Below are 15,770 nucleotides of genomic sequence, written 5' to 3'. Positions count from 1 at the left end.
GAGCAGGCACCAGCTCCAGCTCAGGAGGCCAAGCCATGTTGAAGGAAGCCAAAGCCCACGTAACCCGGGTCCGCGCCCTGGACCAGCTGCACCGCGGAGACGAAATTGAAGCCCGCCTGTCGGTGGGTCCCAGCTATGACGACGTCGTAATCCGCCGCGGCAGCGTCCAGGAGACGGCGCCGGGCATCGGCGTCGTCTGGATCATGGACCATCACACAGGCATGCGCAAAGCGATCAATACGGACGAATGCAGCGTATGGCGGGTGGCCTGAGCCAGCACACGGCTTGTTGCACAAGCACCTTCCGCCATCGCGACGGCGGGCGTAGTCAGTATGGACTGCCCGCCGCCCGGTGACGCCGTTACAGCCACTTCTAGCCGCCGGCCACTGACTGGATGACCAGCACTTCCTGACCCGCCGCCACCTCGGTCTCAAGTCCCTGGAGCCGCCGCACCTCGTCACCGTTCACGTAGATATTCACGTAGCGGCGCAGTGCCCCGGTCTCATCCCGCAGCCGTCTCGCCAGCACCGGGTAATCCCCGGTCACCGAGTCCAGCAGTCTCCGCACCGTCACCGGCCCGTCGGCGGGCGCCGTCAGCACGGACTGCCCGCCGGCCAGCGGCTGAAGGACGCTGGGCAGCACCACGCTGATGTCAGGCACTGTGCGCTGCTGCCTCTTCTGGAATCCCCTGGAGTCCCGCCCCGGCAACCACGGCGGCGCGGACGCACAAAACATCCGGCAGATGGGCTGCCACCTCGGTGAACGTCTCCCCTTCATCCGCACTGGCATAAACCGTGCCGCCGCGCGTGCCGAAGTAGACCCCCGCTGGTTCGGCGGAATCCACAGCGGCGGCATCGCGGAGCACGCTGTTGTACTCGTGGTCGGGCAGCCCCGAATCCAGCCTCTTCCAGGTGGCCCCGGCGTCGTCCGTGCGGTGTACCGCCAACTTTCCCTCCGGTGGTATCCGCTCGCCGTCGGCCTTCAGCGGAACAACCCAGGCAGTCCCCTCACGCCGCGGATGCGTCAGCATCACAAAGCCGAAATCAGCCGGGAGCCCCTCCGCAATGGAATTCCAGTTCTCGCCGTTGTCATCCGTGCGGTAAACGCCGTGGTGGTTCTGAGCGTAGAGGCGTCCTTCGACGGCGGCATCCGCCGCGATCTTGTGGACGCACTGGCCGAATTCCGGGTAGGGATCCGGGTTGAAGCGGGCCGAGATCCCCTTGTTCCTGGGCTCCCAGGACGTTCCGCCGTCGAGCGAGCGGTACACCCCTCCGGTGCTCATGGCGACGTGCACGTTGTCCCCTGCAGGATTCACCACGATCGAGTGGGCGGCGGCGCCGCCGTAGCCGGCGCCCCAGTCGCTCCGGTGGGGATGGTCCCAAAGTCCCCGGTTCAGCTCAAAGTGCTCGCCGCCGTCGTTGGACTTCCAGACGGAAATCGGCTCGGCTCCGGCCCACACAACGCCCGGCCGCGACTCGGCATCGGGATAGATCTGCCAGATGCGCTCCACCGCGGCGCCGGTGTCTTCGGGGAACGTGATGGCGCCCTGTTCGGGCTCGGACCACGTGCCGCCGAGGTCATCGGAGTGGGCCACGGTGGGACCCCAATGCTCGGACCGGACGCCCACCATGATCCGGGTCCTGCCGTCCCGGATGTCTATGCCGATACTGGGGATCTCACTCATGAGGAAATGGGGGCCGGAGAAGGACCACTGCTGCCTGTCCTGGCTGGTGGCCAGCCACAGGCCTTTTTTGGTCCCGATCGCTAAGACATAACTCTCTGCAGTTGACATGCACCCCATGCAACCACTCCCGCCGGAAGGCCGCAACGGTTTTCTGGTCGACTTACTTCAAGGCACGGGCGGAGCCCTGTCCGGAATCTGTCAGTCCACAAATTCGGATTGGGTCTCGATGAAATCCCAGTCGGCTTCGGTGAGGACCGAAACGGGAGTATCCGGATGGGGTCCGCCTGCCTCCGCGATGCCCTGGAGCACTGCAAGCGGCAGCTCCTCCGCACGCAGGTTCTCCCGCAGCCATTCCTTGCTTTCCAGATCCAGGTCCAGCCACCACATGAAGATTTCCATGCCCTCACGCACCTTTCGTATGTCTCAACGTTAGGCGTGGGCCTGTCCACGTACAAGGGCGCCCGGCGTGCTTGTCAGAGCCTGAGCTGGAACATCAAGGTGTCCCGCCGGCGGCCGGCAAACGGACCGTGGGACACCCTGGCAAGTGGCGGATGCTCATGGTCCCCTGGAGCCGGGCCACCTAGGTATGTGGCACCCGTTTCCGCGTAGAAACAGGTAACGCCGCAGGTCAGCGGCTGCAAAAGTCGAGTACCTACTACTCGCGACTGTCTCCGGCGCCAGCCCTAGCCTGAAACGACAAGCAAGCTGACCGTGCTGCTGGGGCATCGCGAGTGAACACCACTCCCTCCTTGAAGCCGAGCCCGCTCCGGCCCCGGCCGGTCCGGTACTTCCTGACGCATCGGCACCCCAGCGCATCCAGTACGCCGCGGCGGCGATCGACACCGCCATTCATCCGCTTGCACCGGACAACTCCGCGGTGGCCAGCCAGACGATCGAGCCGCCCACCACGATGGACGGATACTGGCTGACACCGTTCGGCACGCCGGGCAACGGCTCGAACAACACCACCTACATCATCGGCCACAGCTGGGAAGGCCGCGATGCCCCGTTCAACCACCTCAGCTCGGCGGCCACCATCGGGGACGAGCTCAACGTCATTACCGGGACCGGGACCATCCGCTACCGGGCGGACAGCGTCACCACCTATCTCAAATCCACCCTCAAGGACAGTCCGATCTGGGACATGGTGCCCAGCCGGTTGGTCCTCATCAGCTGCTACACGGAAGACCCCTGGGGAAAGAACGTGGTGGTATCGGCCTCCCCCGTGGCCTAGCCAACCGAAAGCCCTCTGCCACCTGTTCAAGCGCGACTGCCGGGGCAGACAATGAGCTATGACTCCAGAACGATTCAGTGGTCCGCCCCCGCTCCTTGTCGGGATAATCCCCAACCAGCATCCGGAGGTCCTTCGCACGGCGGCCGAGATGGCGGCCAAACTCTCCACACCTTTGGTCTGTGCCTACGTCGACGAGGCGAGTTACCTCGTGGAATGGGATCCGGCCCGGTCAGCGCACCGGCTGTCCCTGCATCCGGAGAAGGACGACGACGACATCCAGGCTGTGACAACGGAACTCAAGGGGGTAATCGAGGCGGCGATGAACAACGCGGCCGCTGGAGGTGCACCCGTGGAATGGACCCTGCGCACGCTGGCGGGGGATCCTGCCCGTGCCCTGGCACGGCTGGCCGCGGAAAGCAACGCTCCCATGATCATCGTGGGCACGTCGGAGCGAGGGGTGGCGCACAGGATCGCGGAGGCACTTAACGGTTCTGTGGGAGCCTGGCTGAGCCATCATCAGAGCAGGCCGGTACTGGTGGTCCCTTACCGAAAAGCGGCTCATCAGGACGGCGATTTGTGAGCGCTAAAGGTCCGAGGAAGGCTGCTGACCGGGGCAGAAATAATAAAGCGAAAGTAGTTATTCGAGGTGGTGGCGGACGGACCCGGCGGCACGTAAGCTGGTTCAAGCAGGCCGATCCAACCGAAAGGAACGGATAGGATATCTGCCCAATGACCGCTCCGGAGTGCGTATCCCCCAATAACGCACTCCGGAGCTTTTTAATGCCCCGGCAAATCTGGCACATTGCTCCTGCGTTGTTCCTGCGTCCCGGCAAGCTGGCCCCGACGATACCCCTGGGGGGTACTTGCCATATACCCCCATGGGGTATATGTTTGCCCTATGAAAGTACCGGAAGAAGTCGACGTGTCCCTTGACGCTGATCCGCCGCCGGATCACGGCTACACCGCAAACAAGGAGGCGTACCTGCGCCGGCTCAAGCGGATCGAAGGCCAGGTGCGTGGGATCGCCCGGATGGTTGATGAGGATAAGTACTGCATCGACATTCTGACCCAGGTATCCGCCGTCACCAAGGCCCTCCATGCCGTCAGCCTCGGGCTGGTCGAAGAGCACATCGGCCACTGCGTAGTCGGCGCCGCCGCAGAGCCGGATCCTGAACTTCGCGCTGAGGCAATCGACGTCAAGGTCAAAGAGGCGGCTGACGCCATCGGCCGCCTGCTTCGGTAACCTCGCCACTGCACCAACCACATCACCGCCGGCCTACCACCGGCCAGTCACAGAGGAGCCAACCAATGAGCACCACCTCCACCACCGTCAGCGTTTCGGGCATGACCTGCGGCCATTGCGCTTCATCGGTGAGCGAAGAGCTTGAATCTCTCGCCGGCGTCGAAACAGTCGACGTCGACCTGAACGCCGGAGGCATCTCCACCGTCACCATCACCTCCAGCCAGGAACTGTCACCGTCCGAAATTGGCGAAGCAGTGGCCGAGGCCGGCTACATGGTTGTTTCCAACGAAGCCTGACCAACGGCCACCGACCCGAGGAACCACGATGAGCAACGAACATCTCCTCCACCAGAGCGGGAGCCGGGTGGTTGAACTTGATATCGAGGGCATGACCTGCGCCTCCTGCGTGAACCGCGTGGAGAAGAAGCTCGGCAAGCTGGACGGCGTGGAAGCCTCGGTCAACCTGCCTCTGGAGTCGGCGCACGTCACGGTCCCGGCCGGCATCACCGACCAGCAGATCGTCGACACCGTCAACGCCACGGGTTACCAGGCAAGCCTCCGTTCACAGCACTACCCAAGCCAAAGTGCCGGCCACGGAACCGGCGTGCGGCCCCCGAGCGGCGACGCCGGGGACTTGCGGCAGCATGCGTCTAAGCGAGGCACGAGCGAGCATGCCGAGCAAGTCGCCGGTGGCGCCGCGACCGGTGACCACCACGACCAAAGCGCCGCCCCCACCCACCAGGACCACCTGCAGCATGGAGGCACGGCCGCGCAGCTCCTTCCCCGCCTGATCGTTGCGGCCATCCTGACGGTTCCCGTCTTCCTGATCTCGATGGTGCCGGCCTTCCAGTTCCCGCACTGGGGCTGGGTTGCAGGCGCACTGGCGCTGCCCGTGGTCAGCTGGGCTGCCTGGCCTTTCCACCGTGCGGCGGCCATCAACGCGCGCCACTTTGCCTCCACCATGGACACACTGGTGTCCATCGGCGTCGTCGCTGCCTACCTCTTCTCCTCCTGGCAGCTGCTGGCGGACCCCCGGATGACGGAACACCCGGGGATGGAAGGCATGGAATCAGGTGGCCTGTACTTCGAGGTGGCCGCCGTGGTCACCACATTCCTGCTCCTGGGCCGCTACCTGGAGTCCAACGCCAAGCAAAAGGCCGGTGACGCGCTCAAGGCGCTGCTGAACCTGGGAGCCAAAGACGCCACCGTCCTGCACGGCGGCGCCGAACACAAGATTCCGGCCTGGCAGCTCCAGGTGGGCGATCTGATCGTTGTCCGCCCCGGTGAGAAGATCGCGACGGACGGGGTGGTGGTCGAGGGCAGTTCCGCCGTTGATGCCTCCCTGGTCACCGGTGAGTCGGTGCCGGTCGAGGTGGGCCCGGACAGCAAGGTCATCGGGGCCACCATCAACGCCTCCGGCCGCCTGCTGGTCCGCGCGACGAGGGTGGGCTCCGAAACCACGCTGGCGCAGATGGCCCGGCTGGTATCGCAGGCGCAGACCGGTAAGGCCCCCATCGCCCGCCTCGCCGACCGCATCAGCGCAGTCTTTGTCCCGGTGGTGCTGGTCATTGCCGTGCTCACCTTCGTGGCGTGGCTGCTCCTTGCCGGGCCGGCCATCAATGAGGCCGAGCTGCGCGCCGCCTTCACTGCCGCCGTCGCCGTCCTGGTCATCGCCTGCCCTTGTGCGCTGGGACTCGCCACCCCTGTGGGCCTGCTCACCGGAACGGGCCGGGGCGCCCAGCTCGGAATCCTGATCAAGGGCCCGCAGGTCCTGGAGGATACCCGCACCGTGGACACCATCCTGTTGGACAAGACCGGCACCGTGACCAGCGGCAAGCTCGCCGTCGCCGCCACACAGGCGTTCACCACGTTGGATGGCATCGGCGAGTCCGAGGTGCTGCGACTGGCCGGTGCCGTCGAGGCGGCGTCCGAACACCCGATCGCTCACGCCATCGCCGCGGCAGCCCTTGCCGAGCAGGCGGAGCGCCCGGCACATTCGGTTCCGTCAGCCCAGTCAGTGCCTTCGCACTCAGGCCACAAAGACGACGGCAGGCGCCTTCCCGCCGTCGAACACTTCCGTTCGGCTCCCGGCGGCGGGGTGGCAGGAACCGTGGAGGGCCGCGAGGTGGTGGCCGGTCGCACCGGTTGGCTGGAGGAGAACGGTGTCCCCATCTCGGCGGGCCAGCACCGGGCCCTCGCCGCCGCGGAAGCAACAGGCGCAACGGCCATCTGGGTTGCGCTGGACGGCACCGCTGCAGGCATCATTTCGCTCCGGGACACGGTCAAGGAAGGTTCCGCAGCCGCCATTTCACGGCTTAAGGCGCTGGGGCTCAAGCCCATCCTGTTGACCGGGGACAACGCTGCCGTAGCGGCACAGGTGGCCTCGGCCGTCGGCATTTCCCCTGACGACGTTTATGCCGGGGTCCTGCCGGCCGGAAAGGTTGAGGCTGTCAGGAAACTGCAGGCGGCCGGCGCCACAGTGGCCATGGCCGGCGATGGCGTGAACGACGCCGCCGCGCTGGCACAGTCAGACCTGGGCATCGCCATGGGGTCGGGCACCGATGTGGCCATCGAGGCCGCTGATCTCACGGTGATGGGCAACGATCTTGGCCAGGTGGCCGAGGCCATCGAGCTCTCCCGCAGGACCCTGGCGACCATCAAGACCAACCTCTTCTGGGCCTTTTTCTACAACGCCATCGGTATCCCGGTGGCAGCGCTGGGGCTGCTGAATCCCATGATCGCGGGAGCAGCGATGGCGGCAAGCTCAGTCCTGGTGGTGGCGAACTCGCTCCGGCTGCGCAGCTTCGGCAAGTAGTCCCCGCCATTCCAACCAAGTCGCAGCAGATGTCGTTATAAGCGTCCAGAACGACACCTGCTGCGACCTACTTGGTTTCGTAGGGGACCGAACTAGGCGGCGCCGAAGCGCACGGCCGCCCGCGCCTTTGCTTTGGCCGCCTCTTCTGCCCGGTCCTTGGCGGGCGCATGGGTGACCAGCGACTCCAGAAGGTGCTGCGTAATGTGGGCGATCTCGTGCACTGCCCATTCGAACGCTTCCTCGTTGGCCTTGGAGGGTTTGGTGCTGCCGCTGATTTTTCGCACATACTGCAGTGCAGCGGCGTGCACCTCTTCCGAGGTGGCGTGCGGTTCGTAGTTATGGAGGGTTCGGATATTCCGGCACATAATCCCATGCTAGGCTCCTGAACGCCTGGGATCGACCCCCTTGCCTCCGTGGCGGAGGGCCCAAGCCCATGGGGAGTGCTGCATGGGCAGTGGTGCCCATCGACAGTGTTTTGGGGCCGGGATAGGTTTTAGGCAATGGATCTTCCGGATGAGCCGGGGGGCCGCTGGGGATGCCGATCTGGATCGGATCCAAAATACGAAGGAGAACACAGATGGCTATTTGGGGCGCAGATGTACAGCAGCTGAGGGACCTGGGCAAGCAGCTTCAGTCAGGGGCGACTGATATCGAGAGCCAGAAGTCCAGGCTCAACCAGATGCTGAACACCACCGATTGGAAGGGACCGGACGCGGAGAAGTTCCGCGGCGAATGGGACAGCAATCACATGGCGCAGCTGACCAAGGTTGCCGACGCGCTGAAGGATGCCGGCCAGCGGGCAACCAAGAACGCTGACGCGCAGGATCAGACTTCGCAGCAGTAACCACGTTTCACGGAGGGCCCGGGCACGCACAGTGTCCGGGCCCTCCTGCTTTTCCCGAGGTCTTCCCTTGCCCGCTGGGTTTGGGCTGTCAGGGAACGCGTTCGACGTCGTTCGCCTGCTCCAGCGGTGAGGTCACCTTTATCGCGGCTGCCGTTTCACCTGCGGGGATTGTCCCTGCGGCTGTTGTTCCAGCAGGTCCTGCTGGCGCACGCAGTTCATCCAGCCGGACCAGGATGACGCCGCCAACAATGAGGACTCCGCCCAGGAGCTGGATCGCCCCGGGAAGTTCACCCAGGAGCAACCACGCCCAAATCACGGCGAACAGGACCTCGGTCAGCGCCACAAAAGACGCCACTTTGGAGCCGAGGGCACGGGCAGCCATGATGCCGGATACGTAGGCCAAGACTGTTGCCAGGACCACCAGCCCGCCCAAGGAGACCCACCAGGGCGTGACCCACGGGCCGAGCCTGGTATCCGCCGTGCTGAATGCCATGGGCAGCAGGCCCGTGGCTCCAGCCAGCCACATCACCGCTGCACCCACCATCAGGCCCGCGGAGGCCAGGACGATCGGCGGAAGGGAATCGTTCTCCTTGGCGGTGATGAAGAAGTACATGGCGAGGCAGACCGCTGCGGCCATGCCCCAGAAGACGCCGATGCCGTCGATCTTCACCGCTCCCGTGAGATCCAGCACCAAGACCAGGCCGGCGAGGGACAGCACGGTTCCGCCGAAAGTCAGCGCGCGCGGCCGTTTCCGGCTGGCCGCCCATAGCCAGAGCACAATGATCACCGGAGCGAGGTACTCCAGGAGAAGCGCCACTCCGACCGAGAGCCTGGCCACCGCGTTGAAGTAAAAAAGCTGGCATGCGGCAACACCGATGAGGCCAAACAGCATGATAGTGACCCAGTTGTCCCGCAGCTGGTGCCAGCGTCCGCGCAGCGCCAAGACAGCCGGAACGGCGAGGATGAGGGCGGCGCCGGTGAGGCGGGCCGTCACGGCGGCTCCTGGAGTCCAGCCGGTTTCCAGCAACGCCTTGGCGAAAGAACCGGAGATTCCGAAGACAGCTGAGGAAAACAGGGCGATGCCGAGCCCCGAGGCAAGGAATCCCCGGCTGGCTGCGAACGGCCGGCGGGTCGCGGCAGGGTTGCTTGCGGCAGGCATCGGTGCCTCCTGTCAGGAGTAAAGTGGGGTAATGGTCCTGACACTACGCCCAGACCCTGTAAGGAGTCAAGATGCTTTTTGCCCCTGACACTGAGGTTGCGCTGCGCACTGTGGTCAACCTCATCAATACCGCCGCGAACGGAAGGGAGGCCCTGGCCAGCGTTGCAGACCTGGACAACTTCCTCCGCGCGGAGGGCTTTAGCGGATCACGGACCCGCGATGATGCCGAACTCGCCAGCGTCCACGAGTTCCGCAGTCAACTGGCGGTGCTCTGGACTGCGGACGAGGACACCGCGGTGGAAACCGTCAACCGGCTGCTGCGCGACGCCAACGCCCTTCCCCAACTCATGAAACACGATGAATGGGACTGGCACCTGCACGCCACCACCAGGGAGGCCCCCCTGGTGGACAGAATGAGCACCGAGGCCGCCATGGCGTTGGTGGACGTCATCCGCACCAAGGAGATGGACCGCATGCTGGTATGCGACGCGGAGGACTGCAATGCAGTGGTGCTGGACCTGAGCCGCAACCGCTCGAAGCGGTACTGCGATACAGGAAACTGCGCCAACCGTGCTCATGTGGCTGCCTACCGCGCACGCCAGGCATCAGGAGGCTAGGCGAGCGGCGTCAGCGGCCGGATTCCGGGCCGTTGAAATCGGGGCGGTCTGCTTCCGGGGCATCCGGCTGGGCCGGGCGTTGGCCACCAAATCCGTGCGAGGACTTCCTTGCCGAACTCAGGTTGACACCGGACCCTTTGCCGAGGTGCTCGGCGTTGTCCTTGTAGCTCATGGCGAGCATGGCCGCGATCACCAGCGTGACAATGAAGGCGATTCCGGCACCGGTGAATGCCAGATCGAACCGTGGGGCGCGTGAACTGCCGCCGGAGGCGAAGATCAGCACCGCAAAGAAGGTGAGGACGGCCCAGAACGCGGAAAACATCAGCGGCCCCTTCACCGAGGTCCGCTGCTTGCGCGGTTTTCCTGGTTGCTGGTCTGCCAAGGTGGTTCCTCTCCGACAGGCAATGCGGTGGCCGGCCTGTTTGAATGTTGCGTTTGTCCTGCGCGTTTGCGATGCACGGCCAATCTTCTACGCCGAGTAGAACCGTGCGCTTCTAGTTTACGGCTTCCCGGCTGCCTGCTTGGCATCATGCCGGAGCGTCAGCCCGGACAGCATCCACAGCACCCCGGAAATGATGGCACCGCCACCGGCGACGCCCAGCAGCGCGTGCGCCCCAAGGCCGATGAAAAAGGGAAGTGCGGCCGCGGTGCCAATGCCGATGATCCCGGAGGCCAGCCAGTCCCGGGCCAACACATGCCGTCCGCGGTACCGGATACCGCAGTACACCTCCACGGCACCTGCCAGGCCAAGGCCCATCGCGGCGATGACGCCAAAAGGTAGGTCTCCATGGAGCAGGATCAGCGCTACACCGCTGCCCGTCAGGGCCGACCCGGCGGCGGAAATGATCCTGCCTGGCGTCGCGTCATTGCGGTAGCCCGCCTTCGGGACGCTCCAGATCAGCAGCAGTCCGGTGCCCAGCAGGTAGACCCCCCCGGACCAGCCCATGACAGCAACGGACGGTGAGGCCCAGAATACGGTCAGCGCACCGAACATCAGCGCGGCCACGGCGCGGAGCAGTACCGGCTTCCACAGGTCAGCCTGGGGGGCAGTACCTGGGGCAGTTTCGGCGGGCGTCAACGGGATCACCGGACCAGTTTAGTGGGCGCCGGAGCTACGGCGAACCGAGCACCATCCAGCGGTCGGACCTGGCACGCACACCAAGCGTCACGGCACGGGCCGCCATGTAGCCCAGTGCAAAGGCGGCCCACAGCCACATGAGCCCGGCCGTCCCGGACATTCCGGAGCCGCTGACGGCCAGGAGCAGGGGGACATAGACGGCAAGGTTCACCAGGCCGGCCAGCGCCAGGTACTTGGCATCGCCCGCTCCGATCAGCACGCCGTCGAGCACAAAAACGTATCCGGCGACCGGCTGGCCGGCGGCAAGGACCCAGAGGGCGGAGGTAAGGGCGGAGTGAACTCCGGGGTCGGAGGTGAACAATGCTCCCGCCCAAGGAGCAGCCGCAGCCAGCACCAGTCCGGTAATCACGCCGAAGCCTGCACCCCAGCGGATCATCGTCCGGGTCAGCAGGCGCGCCCTTGCCGGGTTGGACGCCCCCAGCTCCTTTCCGATCAGCGCCTGGGCGGCGATTGCCAGGGCGTCGAGGGCAAAGGCCAGGAAGGAAAAGATGGTCATGGCCAGCTGGTGCGCCGCAAGGTTCACGGCCCCCTGGGCGGTGACCACCAGGACTGTGGCAAGAATGGCGATCCGGAGGCTGAGAGTTCGAAGCATCAGCCATGAACCGATGCGCGTCATGGTTCGGATGCCGTGCCAGTCCGGCAGCAGACTAACCCCGTTCCGGACCGCGTAGCGCTGCACCATCACTAGATAGACGGCAGCCATGGCCCATTGCGCGATGCTGGTGCCCACTGCCGACCCCGTCACGGACCAGCCGAGGCCATAAACCAGCCAGAGGTTGAGGGCGATGTTCAGCGCAAACCCGGCGGTGGCCACCACCAGCGGGGTGCGCGTGTCCTGCAGGCCCCGGAGCACTCCGGTGCCTGCGAAAATGAGCAGCATGGCCACCAGCCCGGGCATGGACCAGCGGAGGTAGTCCACCGCAAACGTCCGAACTTCACCCTCGGCGCCCATGAGTGTCACCAGCGGTTCAGCCGCTGCAAAGCCTGCCGCCGCAAGAACGGCCCCCAACAGGAGCGCGAGCCAGACGCCGTCGCGTCCGGCGGCCAGCGCCTTGGCGAGCTGACCGTCGCCGATGGCCCGCGCCACTGCGGGCGTGGTGGAGTAGGCCAGGAATACCATCAGTCCGACGGCGGTATGCAGGACCGCGGAAGCGAGGCCAACCCCCGCCAGCTGCGCGACGCCCAGATGCCCCACGATGGCGGAGTCTGCCAGCAGGAACAGCGGTTCAGCAATGAGGGCGCCAAAGGCGGGGACGGCGAGCCGAAGGATTTCCCGGGCATGTCGGGTGGGCGCTTCTGCAGCGGCCTGGGCGGGTTGGTGAGGCACGGTGCCAGCCTAGCGGGCACCCGGGACATCCCGGCCTGGCCTCAAGGACAACCGCCTTCATGAGAAAGGACACATTCGGACATCAATGGTTGACACTTCAACCTTGCATCCGGAAGACTCGGTACCTCAAGCTTCAACGCTGCGATCCGGCCCGCTTGTATCCAAACAGCCCTGACCGACATCCGAAACGGTGAAACTCCCATGAACCAGTCCTCCCTGACCACCACCGCCATTACCATCCTGCGCGTCATCCTCGGCTTCCTCTTCACAGCCCATGGTTGGCAGAAGTTCAACGAATTCACTATTGCCGGCACGCAGGCGTCCTTCGCCAAGATGGGCGTACCCGCCGCCGAAGTCGCCGCACCCGTTGTGGCCACTCTCGAGCTGGCCGGCGGAATTGCCCTGATCCTGGGCGTGCTTACCCGCGTGGTTGCTGCACTTCTTGCCCTAGACATGCTGGGCGCACTCTTCCTGGTGCACGCTCCTGCGGGCATTTTCGCCGCCGCCGGCGGCTACGAACTGGTCCTCCTCCTGGCTGCCGCCGCCCTGGCCCTGGCCCTCACCGGCGCCGGCCGCATTTCCGTGGACCGCGCCCTTTTCGGCCGGAAGAACTCCCCGCTGGCCGTCCTCGCGTAGCCAGGCTTCCGGGGATAAATCACGACGGCGGGTGGGCACCCTGGGTGCCTATCCGCCGTCGCTTTTTCCTGCTTCAGCCGGTTCTGCAGGATGTCAGCCTGTGACCCCTGTCAGTTCGAAGTGATCCGTCCGTACCGAGGACCAGCACTTCTCCGGTCGGCCCCCACGGCGGGCGGGGCGGTTCTGGTTTACCTCATTTGTCGCAATCCCAACCGCCCAGTAACCGCCGGCGTCAGTAAGATCGCACCATGACTGAGACCGCCGCCAATTCCATAACCCTCCGCTTCCTGGCCGCCCCCATGGATGTGGGCCACAGCGGTTCGGTGGACGCCGGAACCGTCCTGGAATGGGTGGACAAGGCCGCCTACGCCGCCGCCGTGGGCTGGGCCAAGTCCTACTGCGTCACGGCCTACGTGGGTAACATCCACTTCGCGGACCCCGTGAACAGCGGCGACATGGTGGAGGTGGAGGCCACCATCGTGTACACGGGCCGCTCCTCCATGCACATCCGCACTGTGGTCTCCTCAGGGGATCCCAAGGGCGGCCCGGCCACCATGCGCAGCCAGTGCATGGTGATCTTCGTTGCGGTGGGCGAGGACGGAAGGCCCGTCCCGGTCACGCAGTTTGTACCGGTCACGGCCGAGGAGATCGAACAGCGCGACCACGCCCTGGCCCGGGTCAAGATCCGCGAGCGGATCGTCGAGGCCATGAACGCCCAGGAATATACCGACGCCGGCACGGCCGAGCGCGTGACCCTGCGGTTTATGGCGGCCCCCACGGATGTGAACTGGGGAGGCAAAGTACACGGCGGCATCGTGATGAAGTGGATCGACGAGGCCGCCTACCTCTGTGCGTCCCGGTATTGCGGAAAGGACACTGTGGCGGTGTTCTCCGGCGGGGTTCGCTTCTACCGGCCGCTGCTGATCGGCCACGTGGTTGAGGTGGAAGCCAGGCTGGTCTACACGGGGACAAAGGGAATGCACGTTGCGGTCCACGTGCGCTCGGGCGATCCCAAGGGCGGCGGGCTGAACCTCACCACCTACTGCCTCACCGTGATGGTCGCGCGTGACGCCGAAGGGACGTCAGTGCCTATTCCGCAATGGGTTCCGGTGTCGGAGGAGGACCGCCGGCTGCACGCCCACGCCCGCGAACTGCTGGAGATCCGCGGCACCGCCCCCGGGAACCGCCTGCCCAACCATTTGCTGGCGCCGACCAGCCAGCTGGAGCAGGGCTAGAAGCCCCCGCCGGCATCGGCGGCCATGTTGGCGAAGCGCGAGTAGTGGCCCTGAAAGGCCACCACAATGTCCTTGGTGGGGCCGTTGCGGTGCTTGGCGATCAGGATGTCCGCCTCACCTGCGCGCGGTGACTCCTTGTCGTAAACGTCCTCACGGTGCAGCAGGATGACCATGTCGGCGTCCTGCTCAATGGAGCCGGATTCACGGAGGTCCGATACCATGGGGCGCTTGTCCTGGCGCTGTTCGGAGCCACGGTTCAGCTGCGACAGGGCGATCACCGGGACCTGGAGCTCCTTGGCCAGCAGTTTGAGCGCACGGGAGAACTCAGAGACTTCCTGCTGGCGCGATTCCACCTTCTTGCCGGAGCTCATCAGCTGCAGGTAGTCCAGGATCACAAGCTTCAGGTCGTGCTGCTGCTTGAGTCGGCGGCATTTGGCCCTGATTTCCATCAACGACATGTTGGGGCTGTCATCGATGAAGAGCGGGGCATCATTCATCCGGCCCATCGTGGTAGCGATCTTGGACCACTGCTCGTCCTTGATGGTGCCCTTGCGGAGGTCCTGGAGGCCGATGGTTGCCTCAGCGGAGAGGAGACGCATCGCGATCTCGTTCCGGCCCATTTCGAGCGAGAACATGACAGTGGCCAAGTTATTTTTGATGGCCGCGGACCGGGCGAAGTCCAGGGCGAACGTGGACTTGCCCACCGCCGGACGGGCTGCGATGACGATCATCTGGCCGGGATGCAGGCCGTGGGTGAGCTCATCCAGCTCATAGAAGCCCGTGGGCACACCAGTCATCCCTTCGCCGCGGTGGCCGGACGCTTCAATCTCGTCCACCGTGGACTCCATGACATCCTTCAGCACCACATAGTCCTCGGCGGTGCGCCGCTCAGCCACGGCGTAGACCTCGGCCTGCGCCTGGTTGACCAGGTCTTCCACTTCACCGTCGGAACCGTAACCCAGCTGGACAATCTTGGTTCCGGCATTGACCAGCCGGCGCAGGACGGCGCGCTCGGCCACGATCTCGGCGTAGTACCCGGCGTTGGCTGCCGTGGGGACAGTCTGGATGAGCTCATGAAGATAGGCGGGGCCGCCGATCCTGTTGATCTCGGCACGTTTGGTCAACTCGTCCGATACCGTGACGGCGTCAGCGGGCTCACCGCGGCCATAGAGGTCGATGATGGCTTCATAGATGGTCTCGTGCGCAGGGCGGTAGAAATCCTGACCTCGGAGGATCTCCACAACATCGGCGATGGCGTCTTTGGACAGCATCATGCCGCCCAGCACGGATTGTTCGGCGGGAATGTCCTGTGGGGGTTTCCGGCTGCCTTCGGATCCGCGGGTGCCCTCGATCGAGTCCAGGTGCGTTACTGACAAAGCTGCCGTCCTCCGTTGTGTGCTGCGGCGATATCCGTCTGCCGCGGCGGTAATTCATCTTGCCTGCGGGATGCGGACGCTGCGGAACATCCATAGCGCCGTACGATTCAGGTTTACGCGCGGGCACCGACAATTAGCTTCGGCCACCCCCGCCGGGTCCTTTTGACGGGCTGCGGAGAGTTATCCCCACAATCCACAGGTTATCCACAGAGGGCACCACCACGGCTGGATCCGAAGATCTGCCGCGTTGGCGCCACCTACCGGGAACAGCGTTTCTGCACCCCCAAAACAGGTATCCCGCTACGCTAGCCCCCCTGGCCTCAGCCGCAAAGCCCGCTACCGTGCGGCGTTGTGGATAACCTGTGCAGTAAGTGGCATAGCTTGTGCACAGCCTGTGGGTGGACCTGTGGAAACAAAAAAACTTTGGCCTGCAATATGGTTCTGACCTGCGAAAACGTTGAGC

General features: G+C 64.9%; 19 protein-coding genes. 10 read left to right on the top strand and 9 right to left on the bottom strand.

The window, feature by feature from the left end; translation table 11 throughout:
• Positions 1-35 precede the first annotated feature (35 nt).
• The gene (locus QFZ30_RS21070; protein WP_307079635.1) at positions 36-272 is read left to right on the top strand and encodes a hypothetical protein; all 237 of its coding nucleotides are present in this window, start codon (positions 36-38) and stop codon (positions 270-272) included.
• A gap of 100 nt (positions 273-372) precedes the next feature.
• Here the strand turns inward: QFZ30_RS21070 and QFZ30_RS21065 are convergent, their stop codons facing one another.
• The 3 genes from QFZ30_RS21065 to QFZ30_RS21055 all read right to left on the bottom strand — a co-directional run bounded on the left by QFZ30_RS21065 (position 373) and on the right by QFZ30_RS21055 (position 2,083).
• A complete protein-coding gene (locus QFZ30_RS21065) occupies positions 373-660 on the bottom strand; it encodes a MoaD/ThiS family protein (protein WP_307079634.1) in 288 nt (95 codons plus the stop codon).
• On the bottom strand, positions 653-1,801 hold the full coding sequence (locus QFZ30_RS21060; protein WP_307079632.1) for a WD40/YVTN/BNR-like repeat-containing protein: 1,149 nt from the start codon (positions 1,799-1,801) through the stop codon (positions 653-655). The genes QFZ30_RS21065 and QFZ30_RS21060 overlap by 8 nt, the downstream gene beginning before the upstream one ends.
• 81 nt (positions 1,802-1,882) lie before the next feature.
• Entirely contained in the window at positions 1,883-2,083 is a 201-nt protein-coding gene (locus QFZ30_RS21055) for a hypothetical protein (RefSeq protein WP_307079630.1), read from the bottom strand.
• A gap of 478 nt (positions 2,084-2,561) precedes the next feature.
• On the opposite strand from QFZ30_RS21055, the gene QFZ30_RS21050 reads away from it, so the two are divergent.
• The 5 genes from QFZ30_RS21050 to QFZ30_RS21030 all read left to right on the top strand — a co-directional run bounded on the left by QFZ30_RS21050 (position 2,562) and on the right by QFZ30_RS21030 (position 6,975).
• On the top strand, positions 2,562-2,918 hold the full coding sequence (locus tag QFZ30_RS21050; RefSeq protein ID WP_373462871.1) for a class F sortase: 357 nt from the start codon (positions 2,562-2,564) through the stop codon (positions 2,916-2,918).
• Between the two features lie 58 nt (positions 2,919-2,976).
• A complete protein-coding gene (locus QFZ30_RS21045; protein ID WP_307079629.1) occupies positions 2,977-3,498 on the top strand; it encodes a universal stress protein in 522 nt (173 codons plus the stop codon).
• A 318-nt stretch (positions 3,499-3,816) separates the two neighbouring features.
• On the top strand, positions 3,817-4,161 hold the full coding sequence (locus QFZ30_RS21040) for a metal-sensitive transcriptional regulator (protein ID WP_307079627.1): 345 nt from the start codon (positions 3,817-3,819) through the stop codon (positions 4,159-4,161).
• Between the two features lie 65 nt (positions 4,162-4,226).
• Positions 4,227-4,457, top strand: a complete 231-nt coding sequence (locus QFZ30_RS21035; protein ID WP_307079625.1) for a heavy-metal-associated domain-containing protein — start codon at positions 4,227-4,229, stop codon at positions 4,455-4,457.
• Between the two features lie 28 nt (positions 4,458-4,485).
• A complete protein-coding gene (locus QFZ30_RS21030; protein WP_307079623.1) occupies positions 4,486-6,975 on the top strand; it encodes a heavy metal translocating P-type ATPase in 2,490 nt (829 codons plus the stop codon).
• A 92-nt stretch (positions 6,976-7,067) separates the two neighbouring features.
• On the opposite strand, the gene QFZ30_RS21025 is transcribed toward QFZ30_RS21030, so the two are convergent.
• Positions 7,068-7,340: a DUF2277 domain-containing protein gene (locus tag QFZ30_RS21025; protein WP_307079621.1), complete on the bottom strand. Its 273-nt coding sequence runs from the start codon at positions 7,338-7,340 to the stop codon at positions 7,068-7,070.
• A gap of 212 nt (positions 7,341-7,552) precedes the next feature.
• On the opposite strand from QFZ30_RS21025, the gene QFZ30_RS21020 reads away from it, so the two are divergent.
• Entirely contained in the window at positions 7,553-7,819 is a 267-nt protein-coding gene (locus QFZ30_RS21020; RefSeq protein WP_307079619.1) for a WXG100 family type VII secretion target, read from the top strand.
• Between the two features lie 88 nt (positions 7,820-7,907).
• Here QFZ30_RS21020 and QFZ30_RS21015 read toward each other — a convergent pair whose 3' ends face one another.
• Entirely contained in the window at positions 7,908-8,978 is a 1,071-nt protein-coding gene (locus QFZ30_RS21015; RefSeq protein WP_307079617.1) for an EamA family transporter, read from the bottom strand.
• Positions 8,979-9,049: 71 nt separating this feature from the next.
• Here QFZ30_RS21015 and QFZ30_RS21010 point away from each other — a divergent pair, with 71 nt between their 5' ends.
• Positions 9,050-9,595, top strand: coding sequence for a CGNR zinc finger domain-containing protein (locus QFZ30_RS21010; RefSeq protein WP_307079615.1), 546 nt, complete (start codon positions 9,050-9,052; stop codon positions 9,593-9,595).
• Positions 9,596-9,605: 10 nt separating this feature from the next.
• Here the strand turns inward: QFZ30_RS21010 and QFZ30_RS21005 are convergent, their stop codons facing one another.
• From QFZ30_RS21005 to QFZ30_RS20995, 3 genes are all read right to left on the bottom strand, one after another.
• The gene (locus tag QFZ30_RS21005; RefSeq protein ID WP_307079612.1) at positions 9,606-9,977 is read right to left on the bottom strand and encodes a hypothetical protein; all 372 of its coding nucleotides are present in this window, start codon (positions 9,975-9,977) and stop codon (positions 9,606-9,608) included.
• Between the two features lie 117 nt (positions 9,978-10,094).
• Complete coding sequence (locus QFZ30_RS21000) at positions 10,095-10,682, bottom strand: hypothetical protein (protein ID WP_307079610.1); 588 nt, start codon at positions 10,680-10,682, stop codon at positions 10,095-10,097.
• Positions 10,683-10,707: 25 nt separating this feature from the next.
• On the bottom strand, positions 10,708-12,060 hold the full coding sequence (locus QFZ30_RS20995; protein ID WP_307079608.1) for an MATE family efflux transporter: 1,353 nt from the start codon (positions 12,058-12,060) through the stop codon (positions 10,708-10,710).
• 201 nt (positions 12,061-12,261) lie between these two features.
• On the opposite strand from QFZ30_RS20995, the gene QFZ30_RS20990 reads away from it, so the two are divergent.
• Positions 12,262-12,696, top strand: a complete 435-nt coding sequence (locus tag QFZ30_RS20990) for a DoxX family protein (protein WP_307079606.1) — start codon at positions 12,262-12,264, stop codon at positions 12,694-12,696.
• A 248-nt stretch (positions 12,697-12,944) separates the two neighbouring features.
• Positions 12,945-13,931, top strand: a complete 987-nt coding sequence (locus tag QFZ30_RS20985) for an acyl-CoA thioesterase (protein ID WP_307079604.1) — start codon at positions 12,945-12,947, stop codon at positions 13,929-13,931.
• On the opposite strand, the gene dnaB is transcribed toward QFZ30_RS20985, so the two are convergent.
• Positions 13,928-15,307, bottom strand: coding sequence for a replicative DNA helicase (gene dnaB, locus QFZ30_RS20980; protein ID WP_306906570.1), 1,380 nt, complete (start codon positions 15,305-15,307; stop codon positions 13,928-13,930). The genes QFZ30_RS20985 and dnaB overlap by 4 nt on opposite strands.
• Positions 15,308-15,770: the final 463 nt, after the last annotated feature.

This window comes from Arthrobacter pascens (assembly GCF_030815585.1).
In the GTDB taxonomy this organism is placed as follows: Bacteria; Actinomycetota; Actinomycetes; order Actinomycetales; family Micrococcaceae; genus Arthrobacter; species Arthrobacter pascens_A.
Note: the sequence above shows the minus strand (reverse complement) of the source record. Positions and strands in the feature narration are given on the sequence as shown.

Coding starts and splice junctions, on each gene's coding strand:
- QFZ30_RS21070 (WP_307079635.1), top strand. CDS start 36: ATGTTGAAGGAAGCCAAAGCCCACGTAACCCGGGTCCGCGCCCTGGAC.
- QFZ30_RS21060 (WP_307079632.1), bottom strand. CDS start 1,801: ATGGGGTGCATGTCAACTGCAGAGAGTTATGTCTTAGCGATCGGGACC.
- QFZ30_RS21055 (WP_307079630.1), bottom strand. CDS start 2,083: ATGGAAATCTTCATGTGGTGGCTGGACCTGGATCTGGAAAGCAAGGAA.
- QFZ30_RS21045 (WP_307079629.1), top strand. CDS start 2,977: ATGACTCCAGAACGATTCAGTGGTCCGCCCCCGCTCCTTGTCGGGATA.
- QFZ30_RS21040 (WP_307079627.1), top strand. CDS start 3,817: ATGAAAGTACCGGAAGAAGTCGACGTGTCCCTTGACGCTGATCCGCCG.
- QFZ30_RS21035 (WP_307079625.1), top strand. CDS start 4,227: ATGAGCACCACCTCCACCACCGTCAGCGTTTCGGGCATGACCTGCGGC.
- QFZ30_RS21030 (WP_307079623.1), top strand. CDS start 4,486: ATGAGCAACGAACATCTCCTCCACCAGAGCGGGAGCCGGGTGGTTGAA.
- QFZ30_RS21025 (WP_307079621.1), bottom strand. CDS start 7,340: ATGTGCCGGAATATCCGAACCCTCCATAACTACGAACCGCACGCCACC.
- QFZ30_RS21020 (WP_307079619.1), top strand. CDS start 7,553: ATGGCTATTTGGGGCGCAGATGTACAGCAGCTGAGGGACCTGGGCAAG.
- QFZ30_RS21015 (WP_307079617.1), bottom strand. CDS start 8,978: ATGCCTGCCGCAAGCAACCCTGCCGCGACCCGCCGGCCGTTCGCAGCC.
- QFZ30_RS21010 (WP_307079615.1), top strand. CDS start 9,050: ATGCTTTTTGCCCCTGACACTGAGGTTGCGCTGCGCACTGTGGTCAAC.
- QFZ30_RS20990 (WP_307079606.1), top strand. CDS start 12,262: ATGAACCAGTCCTCCCTGACCACCACCGCCATTACCATCCTGCGCGTC.
- QFZ30_RS20985 (WP_307079604.1), top strand. CDS start 12,945: ATGACTGAGACCGCCGCCAATTCCATAACCCTCCGCTTCCTGGCCGCC.